General features: G+C 45.0%; 17 protein-coding genes. 4 read left to right on the top strand and 13 right to left on the bottom strand.

Annotated elements, in window-relative coordinates; genetic code table 11:
• Nucleotides 1-70 precede the first annotated feature (70 nt).
• The 11 genes from CCVT_RS06145 to yajC are packed head-to-tail and all read right to left on the bottom strand — an operon-like array spanning nt 71 to nt 13,365.
• On the bottom strand, nt 71-739 hold the full coding sequence (locus CCVT_RS06145; RefSeq protein WP_018136524.1) for an endonuclease III domain-containing protein: 669 nt from the start codon (nt 737-739) through the stop codon (nt 71-73).
• Nucleotides 736-1,500: an ATP-binding protein gene (locus CCVT_RS06150; RefSeq protein WP_018136525.1), complete on the bottom strand. Its 765-nt coding sequence runs from the start codon at nt 1,498-1,500 to the stop codon at nt 736-738. The genes CCVT_RS06145 and CCVT_RS06150 overlap by 4 nt, the downstream gene beginning before the upstream one ends.
• Nucleotides 1,497-4,442 (bottom strand): transcription-repair coupling factor, encoded by a 2,946-nt coding sequence (gene mfd / locus CCVT_RS06155; RefSeq protein ID WP_018136526.1) that lies wholly within the window; start codon nt 4,440-4,442, stop codon nt 1,497-1,499. The genes CCVT_RS06150 and mfd overlap by 4 nt, the downstream gene beginning before the upstream one ends.
• Nucleotides 4,423-5,610, bottom strand: a complete 1,188-nt coding sequence (locus CCVT_RS06160) for a folylpolyglutamate synthase/dihydrofolate synthase family protein (protein WP_018136527.1) — start codon at nt 5,608-5,610, stop codon at nt 4,423-4,425. The genes mfd and CCVT_RS06160 overlap by 20 nt, the downstream gene beginning before the upstream one ends.
• A gap of 12 nt (nt 5,611-5,622) precedes the next feature.
• Complete coding sequence (locus tag CCVT_RS06165; protein ID WP_018136528.1) at nt 5,623-7,194, bottom strand: GGDEF domain-containing protein; 1,572 nt, start codon at nt 7,192-7,194, stop codon at nt 5,623-5,625.
• Nucleotides 7,175-7,714 (bottom strand): LPS assembly lipoprotein LptE, encoded by a 540-nt coding sequence (gene lptE, locus CCVT_RS06170; protein ID WP_018136529.1) that lies wholly within the window; start codon nt 7,712-7,714, stop codon nt 7,175-7,177. Before lptE ends, CCVT_RS06165 begins: the two co-directional genes overlap by 20 nt.
• Nucleotides 7,715-7,717: 3 nt before the next feature.
• Nucleotides 7,718-10,183, bottom strand: coding sequence for a leucine--tRNA ligase (gene leuS / locus CCVT_RS06175; RefSeq protein WP_018136530.1), 2,466 nt, complete (start codon nt 10,181-10,183; stop codon nt 7,718-7,720).
• A gap of 8 nt (nt 10,184-10,191) precedes the next feature.
• A complete protein-coding gene (locus CCVT_RS06180; RefSeq protein WP_018136531.1) occupies nt 10,192-10,530 on the bottom strand; it encodes a DUF6394 family protein in 339 nt (112 codons plus the stop codon).
• A gap of 9 nt (nt 10,531-10,539) precedes the next feature.
• Complete coding sequence (secF, locus tag CCVT_RS06185) at nt 10,540-11,511, bottom strand: protein translocase subunit SecF (protein WP_018136532.1); 972 nt, start codon at nt 11,509-11,511, stop codon at nt 10,540-10,542.
• A gap of 2 nt (nt 11,512-11,513) precedes the next feature.
• Nucleotides 11,514-13,094, bottom strand: a complete 1,581-nt coding sequence (secD, locus tag CCVT_RS06190) for a protein translocase subunit SecD (RefSeq protein WP_018136533.1) — start codon at nt 13,092-13,094, stop codon at nt 11,514-11,516.
• A complete protein-coding gene (gene yajC / locus CCVT_RS06195; RefSeq protein WP_009651151.1) occupies nt 13,087-13,365 on the bottom strand; it encodes a preprotein translocase subunit YajC in 279 nt (92 codons plus the stop codon). Before yajC ends, secD begins: the two co-directional genes overlap by 8 nt.
• A gap of 8 nt (nt 13,366-13,373) precedes the next feature.
• On the opposite strand from yajC, the gene CCVT_RS06200 reads away from it, so the two are divergent.
• A complete protein-coding gene (locus tag CCVT_RS06200; protein WP_018136534.1) occupies nt 13,374-14,633 on the top strand; it encodes an apolipoprotein N-acyltransferase in 1,260 nt (419 codons plus the stop codon).
• A 532-nt stretch (nt 14,634-15,165) separates the two neighbouring features.
• Here the strand turns inward: CCVT_RS06200 and CCVT_RS06205 are convergent.
• Together CCVT_RS06205 and metK are read right to left on the bottom strand one after the other, a co-directional pair.
• Nucleotides 15,166-15,453 (bottom strand): DUF3861 family protein, encoded by a 288-nt coding sequence (locus tag CCVT_RS06205; protein ID WP_018136535.1) that lies wholly within the window; start codon nt 15,451-15,453, stop codon nt 15,166-15,168.
• Nucleotides 15,450-16,649: a methionine adenosyltransferase gene (metK, locus tag CCVT_RS06210; RefSeq protein ID WP_018136536.1), complete on the bottom strand. Its 1,200-nt coding sequence runs from the start codon at nt 16,647-16,649 to the stop codon at nt 15,450-15,452. The genes CCVT_RS06205 and metK overlap by 4 nt, the downstream gene beginning before the upstream one ends.
• A gap of 140 nt (nt 16,650-16,789) precedes the next feature.
• Between metK and sstT the strand changes: the two genes are divergently transcribed.
• The 3 genes from sstT (at nt 16,790) to CCVT_RS06225 (ending at nt 20,345) form a co-directional block, all read left to right on the top strand.
• Nucleotides 16,790-18,091 carry a serine/threonine transporter SstT gene (gene sstT, locus CCVT_RS06215; protein WP_018136537.1) on the top strand — a complete coding sequence of 434 codons (1,302 nt, stop codon included), beginning with the start codon at nt 16,790-16,792 and terminating at the stop codon, nt 18,089-18,091.
• Nucleotides 18,092-18,180: 89 nt separating this feature from the next.
• A complete protein-coding gene (locus CCVT_RS06220; protein WP_018136538.1) occupies nt 18,181-19,896 on the top strand; it encodes a M3 family oligoendopeptidase in 1,716 nt (571 codons plus the stop codon).
• The gene (locus CCVT_RS06225) at nt 19,893-20,345 is read left to right on the top strand and encodes a hypothetical protein (RefSeq protein WP_018136539.1); all 453 of its coding nucleotides are present in this window, start codon (nt 19,893-19,895) and stop codon (nt 20,343-20,345) included. Before CCVT_RS06220 ends, CCVT_RS06225 begins: the two co-directional genes overlap by 4 nt.
• The last annotated feature ends 1 nt before the right edge of the window (nt 20,346 follow it).

Raw genomic sequence — 20,346 nt, forward strand, 5'->3', positions numbered from 1 at the left:
TACCCTCCTTTAATATTAGGTATTTAGTTTGTAAATTTATCGTAAATTTTACAACCAAAATACAACGAGCCTAACCAGCTTCGCCAAGTATCGCCCTACCTCGTTCACTTAAAATTTTACCTTTGAAATTTTGCTTGCAAAATTCCAACACCAAAATGTGATAGAGCTTTAAAATTTCAACATCATCATAAATTTCATCGTCTAAAATCTCATAAATTTTAGAGTATTCAAGCCCGCTTAGCCACTCCTGTGCCTCGTCGTAGCTATCAAATTCATACCCCAAAAAACCTAATATCCTAAGCACATACGCGTCCACGACCATGACTGCCCTACCGCACGCATACGCCAAGATCGCGTCACAAGTCTCGGCCCCCACGCCCTTTACGCCAAGTAGCCACTCCCTGCTTGCATTTTCTTTAAAATTTTCAAAATCATCAAAGCTCTCTCGCATGGCTAGGCACAGTGCGCGAAGCCTCTTTGCCTTGGTATTGTAAAAGCCGCTTGGCTTGATCAGGTTTGCAAGGCTTGGGGTGTCAAGCTCACAGATCGCAGACAGGCTCATCTTGCCTGCATTTTTTAAATTTTCAAGCGCTTTTTCTACGTTCCGCCAGTTTGTATTTTGCACCAGCACAGCGCCCACGACGACTTCAAACGTCCCCTCATTAGGCCATTTTAGCTCCTTAAAATTTCGCTCTTTCATAGAATTTAGCAGCGCCACAAAAAGCTCGGTCGTCGTCATTTTAAATTTTCCTTAAAGGCTAGATAAAACTGCTTCGCCGTTCGTCCGCTACGGCTGGCACGAAGCGTCGCATAGTTTTTGGCGAGCTCGTGAAGCTTGTTTTTATCGCAGCGATGATCTTTAAAATAAAAGTCTACGATACGCAGATATTCATCAAAGCTGCCTTGGTAAAAACTTATCCAAAGTCCGAAGCGATCGGCAAGCGAAATTTTCTCTTGTACCGCGTCGCCGTGATGTATCTCGCCTTGAGAGATCAGCGTGTTTTCATTATCGCTTTTGCTCTCGCTCATCAGATGTCTGCGGTTTGAAGTAGCGTAAAACAGCACGTTGCTCGGGGCTTTTTGTATCGAGCCCTCCATGAGTGGCTTTAAAAATTTATACTCCTTGTTTCCATCTTCAAAGCTAAGATCGTCGCAAAAAATGATGAATTTAAACTCGCTTTCGCGCACTTCGTCGATGATGTCGGCTAAAAATCTAAGATCCTCAGAGCCAAGCTCGATGATACGAAGCCCGTGTTCGCAAAATTTAGTGAAAACAGCCTTTACCAGACTTGATTTGCCACATCCTCTCTCACCCCAAAGAAGCGCGTGATTTGCCCCTTTGCCGTCTAAAAAATTTTGCGTATTTTCTAAAATTTGTCTCTTTTGAGCCTCGATACCAAGCAGACTGCCCATATCTACGAAATCAATATCGCTAACAGCCACCAGCGCGCCCTTGCCGGCTCTAAAAACGGCTGCTTTTTGCTTCTTCCAGTCTATCATTTGGCCTCCTTTCTTAGATGGATCAAAATTTCATCTATCACGTCGTCATCGTCTTTGCTGCGAGATCTTAGGCGCACTTTTTCATCGTTTTTGCGCGTCAAAACGATATTTTGCTCGCTGTTTGAGATCGCCTTGTAGCCGCATTTTAGAGCTAAAATTTTGATCGCTATGAGGTCTAAAAACTGCTTTGTATAAACGTCCATCTTGCCAAATCTATCCTCAAGCTCATTTGCTATCTCGTAGACCGCGCCCACGCTCTCGCATTTGCTAAGACGCCTGTAAATTTCAAGCCTGAGGCGATCCTCGCGGATGAAGTCTTGGTTTAAAAAGGCGTTTATGCTTAGCTTTAGATCGATCTTGTCAAGCTTTGCGCTGTCGTTGTTTAAAAGCTTGTTTATCTCGTCTTCAAGCATCTTTAGATAAAGCGAGTAGCCGATAGCCTCGATGTGTCCGCTCTGCGCCTCGCCTACGATATTGCCGCCACCTCTGATCTCAAGGTCATGATAGGCTAGTAGCGAGCCGGAGCCCAAAAACGAGTTGCTCTCAAGTGCCAATAGACGCTTCAGCGCATCGCCTCCCAGCGCGTCCTTGTCCTCGACTAAAAAGTAACAATACGCCTGTTTGTCGCTCCTACCGACGCGTCCACGCAGCTGATGCAAGTCGGCCATGCCAAATTTATTTGCATTTTCGATGATGATGGTGTTTGCGTTTGGCAGGTGGATGCCGCTTTCTACTATGCTCGTGCAAAGCAGCACGTCGTATTCGCCACGCTCGAATTTCATCATCTCGTCCTCGGTGGTTTTGGCGTTTATCTTGGAGTGAAGCACGAGGATGCGGATTTTAGGTAAAATTTTACGTAAATTTTGCGCGGTCTGCTCTATGTCTGCGATATGGTTGTGGATATAAAATGCCTGTCCACCGCGTCTCATCTCACGCATGAGGGCCTCTTTAACGACCTTTTCGTCCCACTCTCTCACGCTCGTTCGCACATCGAGCCTAGAGCTTGGCGCAGTGGCTAAGACCGAGTAGCTTTTTATCTTGCTAAGCGCCATATTCAGGCTCCTAGGGATCGGTGTGGCGCTCATGCTCAGGATATGAGAATTTGCCGAGACCTCTTTTAGCTGCTCTTTTTGTTTGACGCCAAATTTATGCTCCTCATCGATGACGATGAGCCCGACGTTGTTCGCCTTTACGCCTAAAAGCGCGTGAGTACCGACGCACACGCAAGGTTCGTTGTCTTTTAGCGCCTTTAACATCGCTGATTTTTCCTTAGCGGATGTAAATCTATCGAGCCTGAAAATTTTGACGCCAAAGTCCGCGAACCGCTCCTTTAGGCTCTTATAATGCTGCGCGCTAAGAAGCGTGGTCGGCACGAAAAAGAGCGCGCTAAAGCCTGATTTGACGCAGGCAAATATCGCGCTCATCGCGACCTCCGTCTTTCCAAAGCCAACATCCCCGCTTAAAAGCCTATCCATGACTCGCGCGCTTTTTAGATCGCTCATTATCTCCTCGACCGCTTTTTGCTGATCGGTAGTGTAGTCAAATCCTGCGTTTTGCACGAATTTTAGATATTCAAGATCGTTTTTTTCTATCACTTTGCCAGCTATGAGCTCGCGCTTTGCAGCCATAGCGACGATCTTTGAGGCGATGACGAAAAGCTTCTCGCGCACCTTCTCTTTTATCTTTGCAAAGCTTGCCTTTCCTAGACGGTCCAGCACCGCGACCGAGCCGTTTTGCGCGATGTAACGATCGATCAGGTTTAGATGCTCTACCGGTAGCAGCAGCTTATCGTCGTTTTGATAAGCGATCACGACGAATTCTTTCGTTGCACCCAAAACGGTTATCTTTTCAAGTCCTAAAAACCTGCCTATGCCGTAGTCCTCGTGCACTACGTAGTCGTTTATCTTTAGCTCGTCCACTACAAGGCTGGCACGCTTTACGCGTCTTTTTTTCTCAAATTTATTGAGCGAAACGATGATCTGCTCGTTCGAGGTCAAATTTAAAACGAGCGGGCTTTGCACGAACTGCACGTTTTTAAAGCGCCTTAGATCAAACTGGCTAAAAAGCCCTTCGTTGCGCGCCAGGACGCTGATCTTTTTGTTTTGATTGAGCTCGAAAAAATCATCGTTTAACGTAACGACCAGGTCTTTATAGACTTTGGCCTCGGGTAAAATTTTAAATTTTTCAAGCCTCTTTGCATCGTCTGCAAGCTCGCTAAGATCGATCTTTTTAACGAGTTTGCACTCAAATTCGGCCAGATAATCGCCAAAATCATCTATCGCCCAAAAACCCAGCGAATTTAGATCGTTCACCAAAGCGTCCGTTTGCATCCGCTCTATCTTTTGGCTCACGTCTTCAAACTCAGCCTTGCTTAAATTCGCGATAAACGGCGTTATCTCCACGCTTTCTAGCTCCGTTTTCGAGCTTATTTGCGTGGCGGTGGAGTAGTTTCTGATACTCTCGACCTCATCGCCAAAGAGCAAAATTCTGACCGGCTCGTTCATATTTACGCCGTAAATGTCGATGATCTCGCCTCTAAGGCTAAATTCTCCCGCACCTTCGACGATATCAACGGCCTCGTAGCCAAAGCGCATGAGCTCGTCTGCAAGCTCGTTTAAATTCAGCTTTTGACCGAAATTTATCGTCCTGCTTTGTAGGTGTTTTGCCTTTGGCAGGCGGTTTAGCAGGGTGTGAAAGGGGCTAATTATGAGCTTTTTGCCGTTAAATTTATAATAAGCGCTAAGCACGCTTGAAATTTCAAAAAGCTCCTCGCTGAAGCTTCGCAGATCGTCGCCAAAATGCGCTCTAAAATCAGGTAGTCTAAATGCTTTAAAGCCGGCAAATTCCGCCGCATCGGCGCATAGGCTCGCCTCTTTGTCGTCCTCGCAGATCAAAATTTGAGCGTCGTTTTTTAAAAGATATTCATAGACCCTTGCTTGCATAATAATCCCTCAAAAAGGCCTCCACGAGATAAAACGAGCCAAAAGCGAGGTAGGTTTTGCCGTTTCTTGCGGCTAAAATTTCAGTCATATCGCTTCTGGCAAAGTCACGATAAGGCAAATTTAGCTGCGTCAAGGCCTTTTTTATGTGCTCGCCGCCAAGCTCTCTCTCCTCGCTTTTGTAATCATACACCAAAACGCTTGATACGACGGGCTTTAGCGCACTTAGGACCGCTCTAAAGTCCTTGTCTAAAAAGGAGTTGTAAATGAGCGTGAGCTTCTTACCTTTGAAATTCCTAGCGATAGCCTGCGCGCCAAGCTCGTTATGTCCGACATCAGCGTATAAATTTCGCGCCACCCTCTCGCACCTTCCGCCAAGATCTAACGCGCCTAAATTTTTCATATCAAATTTTACTCCAAGCTGTCTCGCCGCTGCAGCCGCCAGAGTCAAATTCGAGATCAAAAAATCAGGCAGATCAAACCTTTGCGCGTAGTCTAAAATTTCATTTTTTTCATCAAGGTTTAAAATTTCAGAGGCGAAATTTAGCTTTGCACGCCTAGTGCGGGCGATATCAAGCGCCACTTTCAGGCTAGTCTCGTTCATCGTATCGTTTAGGATATTTGTATCGCTCATGGCGTTAAATTTCGTGAGCGATATCCGCTCTATCGTATCTCCTAGCATCGCCATGTGATCAAGCCCGATCGGCGTAAAAAGGCTCAAAATTTTATCATACACGTTCGTAGCGTCGAATTCTCCGCCCATACCCGCCTCGCATACGAAATAATCGCACCCCTCAAAGAGCACCGCAGCAAGCAAGGTAGCGTATTCAAAGTAGCTCGTTTTTATCTTAAATTCGTCGCTTAATAAATTTTGCAATCTCTCATGCGCCGCCTCTAAAATTTCATCGCTCGCCACGCAGCCGTTTAGCCAAAATCGCTCGTTAAATTTAAAAATATGAGGACTGGTGTAATGCCCGACGCTAGCGCCCGTACTTCTTAAAATTTGAGCCAAAAAGCGCCCTGTCGAGCCTTTGCCGTTCGTGCCGATGACGTGAATGATCTTAAAGGGCTTTAGCGCGCCTTTGATACTACGAAAAGCGCGTGGCATGCGGGTATAGTCGATCTCTTTGTAAAATAGAGGCTTGCCCTCTAGGAATTTCTGAAGCTGCATAAAATTTAAAACCTAGCCGATTATCTTTGGCATGACTTGGTTGCGACCGCCTTGTTTTGCGGCGTATAGCATCTTATCGGCATTTTCAAGCGTCATCGTATCGCTTAAATTCGCACTTCTGGTTGCCACGCCGGAGCTTATGCTGACCTTTATCGTCTCCGTTTTATAAATAAATTTGAAATTTTCTATCATCAAGCGAAGCTTATCAGCAAATTTCACTCCGTCATTAAGGCTCGTGCTAGGAAGCAAGATCACGAATTCCTCCCCACCGTATCTGCCGATAAAGTCTATCTTTCTGGCGTGTTTTTTGAGCACCTGTGCGACGGAAGAGAGGATGACGTCCCCGGCCTCGTGTCCGTAGGTGTCGTTGATCTTTTTAAAAAAGTCGATATCCACAAAGCAAATGGAGTAGTCCGTCCCATAACGCTTGTAGGCTTCCTCTATCTTTTGTATCTCGCTCATCAGCGCACGTTTAGTCGCTACCTTGGTCAAAAAGTCCTCTTTACTTTCAAGCTTGGCTGCGGCGAGCTCTATTTCGAGGGTATTGACCCTATCTTGCAGCTGCGAGATGGTCGCTTGTTTGCTGTTCATCTCGACGCCAAGCTCGCGGCTTTCTATCTCTAGCGCACCGGCGATCTCGATGAGCATATTTTTGACCTGATCTATGCTGCTTGAGTTTAGATTTATGCCTTTTAGGTCATTTTTGATGGTTTGCACTTTTATGGAATTTGTCTGCGAGCTAACGGCGATCTCTGAGATCTTCTCGCCTATGCTTTGCAGGACGCTATTTAGCGAGCCTACTTTTTCTATTATCTCGGCCCTGTCCTCTTCTATCCTGCGATCGACGAAGTTTTTTATCTTGTCTTGAAATTCAGTGCAGTTTAGACTGGCCGGATTTTGCTTTATGATATCTTTTAACGAGTGAAGCTCGCCTGCAAGCTCTTTGGTGATAGAAGGCTCTAGTGAAAACATTATGAGCTCGGCTAGTTTAGCCGCCTCACAACCCTCGTCTTTTATCATCAAAAATTTCTCAAGCTCGGCGCTCATCGTCTCAAGGTCATCAAAGTCATTGACGCCGTAATATTTCATAAAATCAAGAAATTCGTCATTATATGAGCTGATGAATTCAAACCACTTCTCGCACATGGCTTCAAGCGTCTTTTCATCGTATTTTTTCGCCAAAAGCTGCATACCTTGCTCCGCTAGAGCCTTGGCTTTTTTATTATGCAGTATGGATATGGCTTGTAAAATTTTTCTGGCAAACGAGTTTAGCGCCTGAGTCGTCTTTTTATCCTCGGCGGAATTTGGAGCGCTTTGCGAGGCGTTCCTACAAAGCCTAGCTATCATGAACGCGACGAATTCATCGATCGTTTTGATATTTAGTCCCAAGGCTTGGTTTTTGTATTCGCCGCTTAGTCTGGAGATGTATTTTTCTATTTTCTGGCTCTCTTCGGTGGTAAAGCCGTGTTTTTTTGAAATTTCATTGAATATATCGGTGTAGTTTTCAGGTGTCAGCATCAAATGGCGGTTTTTTATCTCGCCAAGCGCCTCTTTTACGATCTGACTAACGGTTATGGCTGCCATTTTTGTATCCTTTTACTGCTAAATTTGCGATGTATTCATCAAACGCCTCTTTGGAGGCCTCTTTTATAGCCTCGTATTTATCTGTATCACTGATGACACTATCTGCGTATCGCATGCTTTTTTGACGGCGTGCGACGCTAAAGTCGTATTCGCCGCTAGCAGGTATATCTACCACTCTTCCGTCTTTGAATTTCGTCTTGTAGTTGAGATTTAAAATAGCCTTATACGATGTGATATAGCCCTTTTCGTCATAAACCGTAGCTTCGTAGCTTAGCGATTTTATAGATACGATTATCGATGTGTCCGCGTTTTTATCGTCGCTTAGGGATCTGTTTAGCCTAGCGACCATGCCCTCTTTTACAGCGTCTTTTATCCACACGCTGTTTTTAGGCTCGGTTTTACTTATGATGACATCGACATATACGCTCTCACCCATGATGTCTTGCGTGATTTTTGAAACGGGCTTATACCCGCATCCTGCGATGAGTAAAGCTATGAAAATTCCTAAAATATACCTCAAAATTTATCCTTTGACGACTAAATTTACAAGCTTTCCTTTGATGTAAATTTCTTTTATTATCTCTTTACCTTCTATCCATTTTGCAACGCTGGCTTTAGCGGCCTTTAATACATCAGCCTCGCTAGCATCGGCGCTTATCTCAAATTCAGCTCTTTTTTTACCGTTTACGGTGACGGCTAAATTTATCGCATCTTTCACAAACACTTCGTCTAAAATTTCAAGCTTTGTAAAATTCTTGCGTCCAAAAAGCTCCTCGCTAAGCTCATTTGCGATATGCGGGACTATAGGCTCAAGCAAATTTAAAATAATAAAAAAGCCCTCGGTATCGACATCGTCGTTGTCCTGAGCATTTAGAGCGTTTAGCGCCTCCATGCAAGCAGCGATCAAGGTATTAAACGCAAACGTTTCGTTAAACACCTCGCTTGATTTTTTAAGCGCCTCATAGACCTTCATGCGCGCATATTTTTCGTCTTTGCTTAAATTCGCATGCTCGATAGCAGGCAAAATTTCACTTTTTTTGATGGTTTTGGCCTTGTCCCAAAGCCTGTTTAAAAAGCGATACACCCCCTCGACCGCACTATCGTTCCACTCGAGCTCCTTTTGCGGAGGAGCGGCGAAAAGTATGAAAAGGCGCGCCGTATCGGCTCCGTATCTGTTTATGATATCATCGGGATCTACTACGTTGCCTTTGCTTTTGCTCATTTTTTTACCGTCTTTTAGCACCATCCCTTGAGTCAAAAGGTTGCTAAAAGGCTCATCGTCCCTTAAATACCCTAAATCTCTAAGCACTTTTTGAAAAAATCTCGCGTACAAAAGGTGCAAGATCGCATGCTCGATGCCGCCGATGTATTGATCCACGCTCATCCAGTAATCAACGCTCTTTTTATCAAAAGCCGTCTCCTGCCAAGTCTTTTCGTCGCTTGCAAATCTAGCAAAATACCAGCTGCTCTCGACGAAAGTATCCATCGTATCGGTCTCTCTCACGGCATCGTGTCCGCATTTTGGGCATTTTGTGTATTTCCAAGTAGGATGTTTGTCCAGTGGGTTGCCCTCACCAGTTATCACCACATCATCAGGTAGCGCGATAGGTAAATTTTGCTCATTTTCAGGCACTACTCCGCACTGCGGGCAATGCACTATCGGTATCGGCGCACCCCAATACCTCTGGCGTGAGATCCCCCAGTCACGTAGCTTATAGTTTGTTATCCTTTTGCCAAGCCCGTCTTTTTCGAATTTTTCTATTATCGTTTGCTTGGCTTGCTTGGTTTCAAGTCCGTTTATAAGCGGCGAATTTATGGAAATTCCATACTCGGCGTTTGCTTTGTCCGTGTCAAATTTGCCCTCTTTTGGCATGACGACCTGCTTTATCGGCAAGCCAAATTTACTCGCAAACTCATAATCTCGCTGATCATGCGCCGGAACGGCCATTATCGCGCCGCTACCGTAATCAGCCAAGATGAAATTCGCCACCCAAACGGGTACTGGCTCGTTTGTGAGCGGATGAAGCACATAAATATCCAAAAATACGCCGTCCTTGTCGCTAGCTTGGCGTTCGCGCGGGCTTTGATTGAGGATCGATCTTATCTTGGCTTTCTTTGTATCGTCTAAAATTTCGCTACCCAGCAAAGCCCTAACTACCTTATGCTCTGGTGCCAGTGCGACGTAGCTCACGCCGTAGATCGTATCCGGGCGCGTAGTAAACACTTCAAATCCGTCGAATTTACCGCCCAAAGCACGGCTCGAAGCATCATCAAGGTAAAATTTAAACTCAAGGCCCGAGCTCTTGCCGATCCAGTTTTCCTGCATCGCAATGACTTGATTAGGCCATTTTCCCTCAAGCGTTTTAAGATCGTTCAAAAGCTCCTCGGCGTATTGCGTGATCTTGAAATAATACCCCGGGAATTCGCGCTGGACGACCTCGTTGCCACATCTCCAGCAGCATCCGTCCTCTACTTGCTCGTTTGCGAGCACGGTTTGATCATGCTCGCACCAGTTTACGATCGCACTTTTCCTATAAATCAGCCCTTTTTCAAACATCTTTATAAAAAAGCTCTGCTCCCACTTGGTATAAAGCGGATCCGAAGTAGCGAGCATCCTTCTATCGGAAAATGAAAAGCCAAGACTGGAAAGCTCTTTTTTCATATAGTCGATATTTTCATACGTCCATTTTTTAGGATGGATCTTGTGCTTTATCGCAGCATTTTCAGCAGGCATGCCAAAGCTGTCAAAGCCTATGGGATGAAGCACGTTAAAGCCGTTTTTGCGGTAATAACGCGCCAAAGCGTCGCCGATAGAGTAGTTTCTCACGTGTCCCATGTGTATGCGTCCGCTAGGATAAGGAAACATCGAAAGGATATATTTTTTTGGCAAAGTGTAATCGTCTTTTGGCTCGAATTCACCGTTTTTATGCCAAATTTCCTGCCATTTTTTCTCGATTTTCGCGGCTTCGTATTTTGAATTTTGAGCCATTTTATCTCCTAAAATTCCTCTTGTGTCTTGGCTGATTCTATCAAAACGAGCACAAGCGAAAAGATATTTGCGATCACGGCACCGATGACAAGCGAGTAGCAAAGCACCGCATTGCCCGATACTTGCAGTATCACAAAGGCCGGTATCAGGTGCAAATCAGCCACAAGCGAGCTGGCAAAAAGCTCGGCCGAGAGCAAATTTTTAACACCGATCTTAAGCAGTGTCGAGACTAAATTTATACTGGCCGCGACAAACAGTGCGATCTCGTTTTTATCGTATAAAAATTCCACCGCCGTCGTAAGGCTCATCAAAGCAAAAAATATGTATATGACTTTTCCCCAGTTCATCTTAGCTCCTTACACAACACCTTTTTCAAACATGGCCCGCTCTCTATCGCGTTCTTTTTTATCCTTTTGCTTTTGCGCCTCTTTAGCTCTAAAATGCTCGATGCTAAATTTAAACCAAATAAGCAAAGGCGAAGAGATATAGATTGAGCTTATCGTTCCTATGACGATGCCTACGATCAAAACGAAAGAAAATCCATGTATCATGTCTCCACCAAACAAAAATAACACCAAAACCGTCATCATGGTAGTCGCTGAGGTCAAAATAGTCCTTGAAAGCGTTGCCGAGACGGACTCGTTTATCACGCCCTCGATATCTGTCCTCTTGCTACTTTTTATGCCCTCTCGTATACGGTCAAAAATGATGATCGTATCGTTTAGCGAGTAGCCAAGCACGGTCAGTATCGCGGCCAGGGTGTCTAAATTTACATCTATATCAAAAAGCGAGATCGCTCCCATGGTGATGATGATGTCATGTATCTCAGTCGCGATCGCCGCAAGAGCGAAACGCCACTCGAAACGAAATGCGATATAAATGAGCACCGCACCAAACGATATCAGGATCGCCATTAGGCCTTTTTCGCGCAGCTCGTCGCCTACTTTAGGTCCGACGATATCCACGCGGCGCACCTCGACGTTTCCGGTATCTTTCAAAAGCTCTTTTACGGTCACTCCTATATCAGAGCCTAAATTTGAGCTGGAGCCTGAAAATCGCACTACGACCTCATCTGTCGCACCAAACTCCGTAACGGAAGCATTTTTTAAAATTTCATTTGACGCAAAAGCCTCGCGAATTTTATCAAGCGGCGCTTTGGTGTCGTATTTTAGCTGAATGAGCGTGCCGCCCGAAAAGTCGATACCGTAGTTTAGCCCCTTAGTAGCCAGTAAAAATATCGAACCGACAAACAAAATGAGGCAAAATACGACCGAGACGAACCTAAATCTCATAAAATCATAAACTCTAGCCTTTGTAAAAATTTGCATCCCTAGCTCCTTTTATAACCAAACCAAAGGCTTGTGTTTCCGCTTTTTTCGATCTTTTCCATAAAGGCGTCAAACATACCGTGAGTGCCTAATATCGCCGTGATCATCGAAGCGATGATGCCGATACTCATCGTGACGGCAAAGCCCTTTACCGGCCCAGTGCCGTAAGCGTAAAGAACGGCGACGGTTATGATAGTCGTTAAATTCGCATCTATGATCGCGCTCATCGCATGTTCATAGCCCTTTTGCACGGCCGTTTTGACGCTGGCACCGTCGCGCAGCAGCTCCCTGATACGCTCGTTTATGATGACGTTAGCGTCCACCGCCATACCAATAGTAAGCACTATACCGGCCATTCCAGGCAGTGTGAGCGTCGCACCAAAAAGTGCCATCACAGCGACAAGTATCACGACGTCAGCGATCAAAGCGATGTTTGCAAAAACGCCTGAAATCCCATAATAAACAAGCATGAAAAGCACGACTGCTATCGATCCTGCCGCTAGCGCCATCATGCTTTGATTTATGCTCTCCTGCCCCAAAGACGGGCCGATACTGCGTTTTTCCAGCATCTTTACAGGGGCTAATAACGCACCGCTTCTAAGTGCGATCGCTACGTCGTGAGCCTCATCAAGCGTGAAACCACCGCTTATCTGACCGCTACCGCCGCCTATTCGCTCGTTTATCACAGGGGCTGAATACACCTTACCATCAAGCACGATAGCAAGGCGTTTACCGACATTTGCCCCGGTAAAATCGCCAAATATCCTAGCTCCTTCGGAATTTAGAGTGAAATTTATGATAGGCAGGTTATTTTGCTGAGAAAATGCGACCTTAGCGTCGGTGAGCATCGCCCCGTCTAACACGGGGATGTTTTTAAGCACGTATTTTATGTGATCGTCTTTTGCGTCCGGATATATGATATCGCCGTAGCTCTCGGCCTCGGCAGGGCTCATAGTCCTAGCTTGATCCTGCCTCTTGTCATCGACAGCCATCAGCTGAAGGTGCGCGGCTTTTGCGATGAGATCGCGCGCGCGCTGCTCGTCATCAGCCGTTTTGATACCTGGAAGCTCGACTAGGATGTTGTCTTTGCCCTGCCTAGCTACGGTCGGCTCTGCGAGGCCAAACTGATCGAGCCTGTTTCGTATAGTCTCTACTGCTTGAGAGATGGCGTATTCTATCGTATCGGCGCGCTCTTTATCCGTAAGGGTGATCGTATAAGAAAGCCCGTTTTTTTCGACGTTGATACCGTTTATCTCTTTTAGAGCCGCATCTACTTTAGACACCTCGTCATTGTCAAGGAGCGCAAATTCCACGCTATCTTCTTTTATTTTAAATTTATCGATGAGCACTTCTTCTTTTTTTGCGTAGTAGTTGATGCTGCCGGCGATTGATTTGATCTTGGAGTGGATCGCTTCGTCGGTCTCTACGCCAAGGAGCATATGAAGACCGCCTTGCAAGTCAAGACCAAGCGAAATTTTAGCTCCGCTTTGAGTTTGCAAAAAAGATGGCATCGAAAAGCCAAAGCCAAAAACTAAGGCGATCAAAAGTATGATCAGCCTATAAGTCACCCTTGCACTACGCATTTGAGACTTCGATCTTTCTTGCGATAAATTCTCGTGAGACGCGCACGATTACATCGTCGTTAAGCTTAACTTTGATAAAATCCTCTTCTGGTTTTATCACCTCGCATATCAGTCCGCCGTTTGTGATGATCTTATCGCCTTTTTCAAGCTCGGAGAGCATTTTGGCGTGCGCTTTTTGCTGTTTTTGCTGAGGCCTGATGACCAAAAAATAAAATATCGCGAAAAGCACGATTAGAGGCAGTAATGAAGCTACGAAATTTCCTTCTTGCATGGTGTTCCTTGTGTTTAAAATTTTTAAACAGACATTTTAGCACTAAAATTATAATAAAAGCCTTTGTCGGTGCATTTTTGCTCGCAAATTTTATTTTTTTAAGCCTATTTGAAAATTCTATTGCGGATTTTTGCTCGCCGTTTCTCACACTAGTTGGCATTTATATCATCATAAATTTGCCACGCGCTGGCTTTTTTGCAGCTGGATTTTTCACAGGGATTTTGTGGTTTTATTGGATCAGTTTTAGTTTTATTTACTATGAGTTAAGCTTTTTGATACCTTTTGTGATCCTTTTTATCGGGCTGATTTACGGGCTGATTTTTTGGCTGGCAAGCTTTCCGAGCTTCGTTGCCCTGCGCGCCGTGATGCTCTTTTTGGTTAGTTACATCCATCCGTTTGGCTTTAACTGGCTAAACCTCGAAGCGACCCTTGTTTTAGGTATTTTCGAGCCTAGCGTGCGCGGACTTATCTTTGTATTTTTAGCGGCGATCGCTCTGGCATGTTTGCCAAAATTTTACAAATTTATAGCCGCTTTTGCCTGCCTAGTTTGTGCTTTGCAGTTTCACACGCCAGATTACAAGAGCTTGTCCTTTAAAATCAAGCTTGAAAACACGCAAATTTCGCAAGATTTAAAATGGCAAAAGGAGATGAAAAACGAATTTATAAATGAAAATTTAGCCCTGATTGAGCGTGCCATAGATGAAAATTTTACCGCTGTCGTGCTGCCCGAGAGCGCGTTTCCTCTTTTTATGACGCATGAGAAAAATTTAGTAGCCGAGCTGAAAGAAAAATCGCGCCAAATCACGATAATCGCGGGCGCGCTGGCATACGAAAACAAGCTTAGCTACAACTCGACCTTTGTCTTTGCAGGCGGGCAGATGACGCGGCTGGATAAATTTATCCTCGTGCCTTTTGGTGAGGAGATCCCGCTACCAAAATTTATAAAAGATACGATAAATCGGCTTTTTTTCAGCGGCGCGAGCGACTTTGCCACGGCTAGCTCAGTGAGCGACTACGAGCTAGCAGGTGCGAAGATCCGCAACGCGATCTGCTACGAGGCGACGCGAGATGAGCTTTTTAGCGGAGAATTTGACGCGATGATCGCTATCACAAACAACGGCTGGTTCGTGCCTAGCACCGAGCCTACGCTGCAACGCCTGCTACTAAAATACTACGCCACCAAATACGCCAAAGCGATATACCACAGCGTAAATGGCTCGCCATCTGAAATCATAACGCCTAAAATTTCGGTGTTTGATAAATTTTAAAGAAGTAAATTTAAGCCTGTCATGTAGTGAGCGAGTGTGTTTGCAAATGCGAACAGCATTTGCTACACGAGCGAAAAATAGTAAGGTGGAGTAGGTAGCGATACTTGAATACTTGTCGCATTTTCCCATAAACAGAACCCTTGTCCGCCCCCTATAAAATTTAGACTCTGTTATAATAAATCATTGATACCCATTTCGCTTCTGCTTTAAAGTTGCAAACGAAATGAAGCAAAAACCCTGTTCGCTCCGCAAAGCGCCGAACATAGCACGATTTTTTGCTTCGTTACACCCGCAACTGCGAGCAGACCGCGGTCAGCTACCGCTTCCCTGTCCTCGTAGTGAAGTCTCGTTACGAGTGCATAGCACGAAGTAAAAATCGGCGGTGATAGCGTCGCTTCACAAGGTTTTTACAGGGATGCTGATCGCATTCTCCTGCCTTGAAAGCTAAAAATCAATAAAATATTACAACAAAGCCAAAATTTACAAAATTTAAATCACTAAATTTTATCAGCTAAATTTAGGCGGAGGAGTTTCACTCCACCCCGCCTTTGACGATCTTTCTTATCTGCATGAAATGTGGCTTTACCGCTTTAAAAAACGGATGATCGCTGTTTGCATCCATCGTCTCACCAAAGAGTTTTAGTGCGGTAAATGCACGCTTTGCCACCTCGCCGTCAAGCTCAAATTTCGCACCCATTTTTTCGATGACGGTAAAAATTTCATCGTGCGTTTGCATATCGAAATTTATGCTTTTATCCTGCGCGTTGCCCTCTTTGTCCTCTACGTAATCAACCTTAAATTTATACTTATGCGTTTTCAAATAAGAGCCTTAAAGGTATCGACCGCATCAAGCTTTTCCCACGGATATTTGGCGTTTCCAACCTGTCCTTTGGCTGCAACTTTGGCGTATAAAAATGTATCTTTGCCGGGCTTATCAAGCCCAAATTTATCAGTTATCCAGCGTGGCGTGAGCGGGAATGTCTCGCTTACAAATTTTGACAGCTTATCATCATCCACGCCCGCTACGTGAGTGCCCATAGTATCGACGCTAACAGATGTCGGCTTTGCCACGCCGATAGCGTAGCTTAGCTGGACGATGCACTTTTTAGCAAGCCCTGCTGCGACGATATTTTTTGCTATCCAGCGAGCCGCGTAAAGTCCGCTACGATCGACCTTTGTGTAGTCCTTGCTAGACTGCGCGCCCCCACCTATAGGAGCGTATCCGCCAAAGCTATCGACGATGAGTTTGCGTCCAGTTAGACCGCTGTCGTGAAGCGAGCTGTGATTTACGTAGCGACCTGTCGGGTTGATGTAGATGAGCGTATTTTGCTTGTCATAAAGCTCCTTTGGCAAGCCTGCTTCGTCGATCAAATTTTGCACCAGCGCTCTTAGTTCTTCGATCTTCATCGTCTCGACGCAAGGAGCGGAGACCACGATCGTGTGGATGCGCTGCGGGCGGCAATTTTCAAAGTTGTCCTTCGTGCCATAATCGATCGTGACCTGCGTTTTTATATCCACGCCCAGTTTGTCGGGATTTGCTTTGGCAAATTTATAAACTTTATCGCAAAGCATCCTCGCATACGTGATCGCAGCCGGCATAAATTCCTTCGCCTCGCAGCTTGCAAAGCCAAACATAATGCCTTGATCTCCCGCGCCGATCTCGCCGCCACTTTGATCCACGCCTTGATTTATATCGCTACTTTGCTGATTGATGCAGACCTTGACCTCGATGTCGTCGGGGTGTAGGCACTGCTCTTTTGTGAAATTTGACTTACCGTCGTAGCCGATGTGCGCAAGTGCCTCTTTTACGATATGCTCGTAGTCGTGAAAGGCAAGCTTGACCTTTGAGTTTATCTCGCCACCGATGATGATGTTTTTACCCGCGACAAAGACCTCGCTCGCGACGCGTCCGTTTGGATCTTGCGTCAAAATCGTATCGACGATACTGTCTGCGATGATATCCGCGCATTTATCGGGGTGACCTGGGCTAACTACTTCTGAGGTAAATAAATACATAAAATTTTCCTTTTTTCGATAATTAATCTCGTGATTGTAACATTTCATAATAAAATTCAGATTAATCAAGTATGAATTTTAAAACTTTCAGCTTTTTTGGCTATACTTTGAGCCAATAAATTTAAAACAAGGCGTAAATGATGATAAGCAAACTAACCAAACGTTATGCTGATGGGAATTTGATAGTCCAAATTCTCGTCGGCATAGTCTTAGGCATAATCGTAGGCTTTTGGACGCACCAAATGGTAGCCCCTTTCAACGAGCTCATCAAAAACGGCGTGACCGATGCCGTACAATTAGACGCCGTTAAAGGTGCAGCCCAAATGGCAAATAGCATAGCAAACGGCATAGCGATACTTGGCAACCTCTTTGTAGGTGCATTAAAGGCCGTGGCTCCTGTCCTGGTTTTTGCCCTAGTCGCAACATCCATCATCACGAAAGAATTCGGACATACAAAGGGCATGCAAAAAGTCATCTGCCTATATCTAGTCGGTACTTTCCTGGCGTCTGTCGTGGCGGTGATATTTAGCTTTCTTTTTCCTACCGAAATACTATTAAAAGGCGTTGAAAAAGCCAGTATGGGCGCTCCACAAAATGTCGTAACTGTACTAAAAGATCTTATCTTTAAAATGGTAGAAAATCCAATATCGGCTCTTGGCTCCGGAAATTACATAGGTATCATCACTTGGGCTGTGGGCGGCGGTATAGCTATGAGAGGCTGTTCGCCAGAAACCAAAAAGATATTCAGCGACATCAGCGACGGCCTTACAAAGATCGTAAAATTTGTCATTCGTCTCGCTCCTTTTGGTATTTTTGGTATAGTTGCCATAAGCATACACGAGACCGGATTTGACGCTTTAAAAAGCTACATCAAACTCATCTGCATACTTGTATCGGCGATGCTCACGGTAGCTTTCGTCATTTATCCTTTGATGGCATTTTTGATAACAAAGAAAAACCCGTATCCTCTCGTAATGACGTGTTTAAGAGAGAGCGCGATCACGGCGTTTTTCACTAGAAGTTCGGCCGCGAACATCCCCGTAAATATGGCACTTTGTAAAAAGCTCGGGCTAAAAGAGGAGCTTTACTCCATCTCGATACCCTTAGGCGCTACTATAAATATGGGCGGTGCAGCCGTGACGATCGGCATAATGACGCTTGCAGCGATAAATTCCATCCCGTCTATCACGGTGACTTTTGGCGATGCGCTGCTTCTTAGCTTCATAGCCGCTATCGGTGCGTGCGGAGCGTCTGGTGTGGCCGGAGGTTCGCTGCTTCTTATACCTCTTGCGTGCGCACTTTTTGGCATAAACAACGATATCGCGATGCAAGTGGTCGCGGTAGGATTTATCATCGGTGTCATCCAAGACTCTGTAGAAACCGCGCTCAATAGCTCCTCAGACGTCTTATTCACTGCTATCGCATCCGAAACTTCAAACTAAAATTTAGGGCCATTTCGCCCTAAATTTATCTCTTTATAAATTTAAAATTAAATTTTATGTAAAATGTCAAGAAAAATTTAGGATTTTACATGACGACTTGGGATCTGACTGCATTATTTAAAAACGAAAAAGAGCTTGAAAAAACGGCTCTTGAGCTACAAACAAAATGCCAAAATTTTAAAAATTCATATGAGAAAAATTTTCTAAATTTAAAAACGGACGAGTTTTTAAAGGCCTTTGATATATACGAAAGCCTGCTTCTGCAGATATCAAAGGTCTCGACATACGCTTTTTTAGTCTTTGCAAAAGACACTAGCAAAGGGGCGTTTTACGCAAAATTTGAGGATATTTGCACCAAAGCTCAAGAAAATCTGCTCTTTTTTGAGATAATGTTCAACGAATTTGACGACGCTAAGCAGCAAAATATCATCAAAGCCTCGAAAACGCACGGATACTATTTAAGCAACGTCGCCAAGGCAAAGGCTCATCAGCTAAGCGTCAAAGAGGAACAGATCTTGCTTCGCACTGCAAATACCGGTAGTGACGGCTTTGCACGGCTTTTTGACGAGACGATGAGCGCGATGAAATTTAAATTTAAAGGCGAGTGGCTCGGCGAGGAGGAAATTTTAAGCAAGCTTCACGATAAAGACAGAAACGTCCGAAAGCTCGCTGCAAAGAGCCTTAGCGACATACTCGCAAAAAATCAGCACCTGCTTGGCTACATCTACAATATGATAAAAACGAGTCTAAAAACGAGCTGTGAGCTACGAAATTTCAAGCTTCCCGAAGAGCCAAGGCATCTTGAAAACCAAACCAGTAAAAAAAGCGTCGATGCACTGATAAAAGCCACCGAGGCGAATTTTGACCTGGTCTCTAAATTTTATGATAAAAAGCGCAAAATTTTAGGGCTCAAAAAGCTCTACGACTACGACAGATACGCTCCGCTAGAGGGAGAGAGCGAGTATAAATTTCAAAAATGCAAAAATATAGTTTTAAAAGCGTTTAAAGACTTTAGCCCTGAATTCGGCACTATCGCGCAAAGAGCCTTCGATGAGGGCTGGATCGATGTCTATCCTACACCGAACAAAAGAGGCGGTGCGTTTAGTCACTCGGGCTCGCCGGATGCGCACCCTTACGTACTGCTAAATCACACCGACGGTAGGCGCGATCTCTTCACGCTCGCGCATGAGCTAGGACATGCGATACATCAAAATCTATCCTACGGCGTGGGCTTTTTAAACGCCGAGACACCGCTCACCACGGCCGAGACGGCGTCGGTGTTTTGCGAGATGTTAGTCTTTGACTACGTCAAAAACACCCTCAAAGGCAAGGAAAAGATATCGCTTCTTGCGGGCAAGATCGAGGACATCTTCGCTACGCTTTATCGCCAGATAAATTTCACGACCTTTGAGCGCCGTATCCACGCATATGAGGGCGAAATTTCGCTTGATGAGATAAATAAGATCTGGCAGCAAGAGAGCGCGAAAATGTTTGGCGACAGCGTCGTGCTAAATGACTATTATAAAATTTGGTGGAGCTACATCCCGCACTTCATCCATACGCCATTTTACTGCTACGCCTACTCTTACGCGCAGCTTTTGGTGCTGGCGATCTTTGGGCTGTTTAAAAGCGGTAAATGCGAAAATTTCGTGCAAATTTACACTGAGTTTTTGAGCCTTGGCGGAAGTCGCTCGCCAAAAGAGCTGGTGGCGAAATTTGGCTTTGACATCGAGGACGCCAAATTTTGGCAGATCGGCATAAACGAGGTCAAGAAGCTAGTCGATGAATTTGAGGGGTTGAAATGATAGAGGAAATTTTAGACGATGAAAAATTTGCGCTTTTGATGAAGATGCACGTGTATGAATGTATCGACTTTTTACTGCAAAGAAATATAAATTTTTCGATCATGGCGAATTTACCGCTAGTTAGCTTCGAGCCGGAGCTTCCTGCCGAGATAAAGGCCGGTTTTAATATGCCAGTCATCATCTTTACGCTTGCGGGCTATACCTTTGAGAGTACGAGATTGTCCGAGGACAGCATCAGCTTTGAGGCCGGATTTGGCGCTCAGGACTACGCCTCGCTGGTATCTTTGCCGCTTGGCGCGATAGTGCAGATCTTGGTCGAAAATAGCCCGATCTTGGTAAATTTCTCGATACATAAATCAAAAACGGCTCACAAAGATCACACTGAAAAATCGATATCCGCGTTTATGTCAAACCCGCAAAACAAGGATATCTTTAAAAAGAAAAAATAGC

This window comes from Campylobacter curvus (genome assembly GCF_013372125.1).
In the GTDB taxonomy this organism is placed as follows: domain Bacteria; phylum Campylobacterota; class Campylobacteria; order Campylobacterales; family Campylobacteraceae; genus Campylobacter_A; species Campylobacter_A curvus.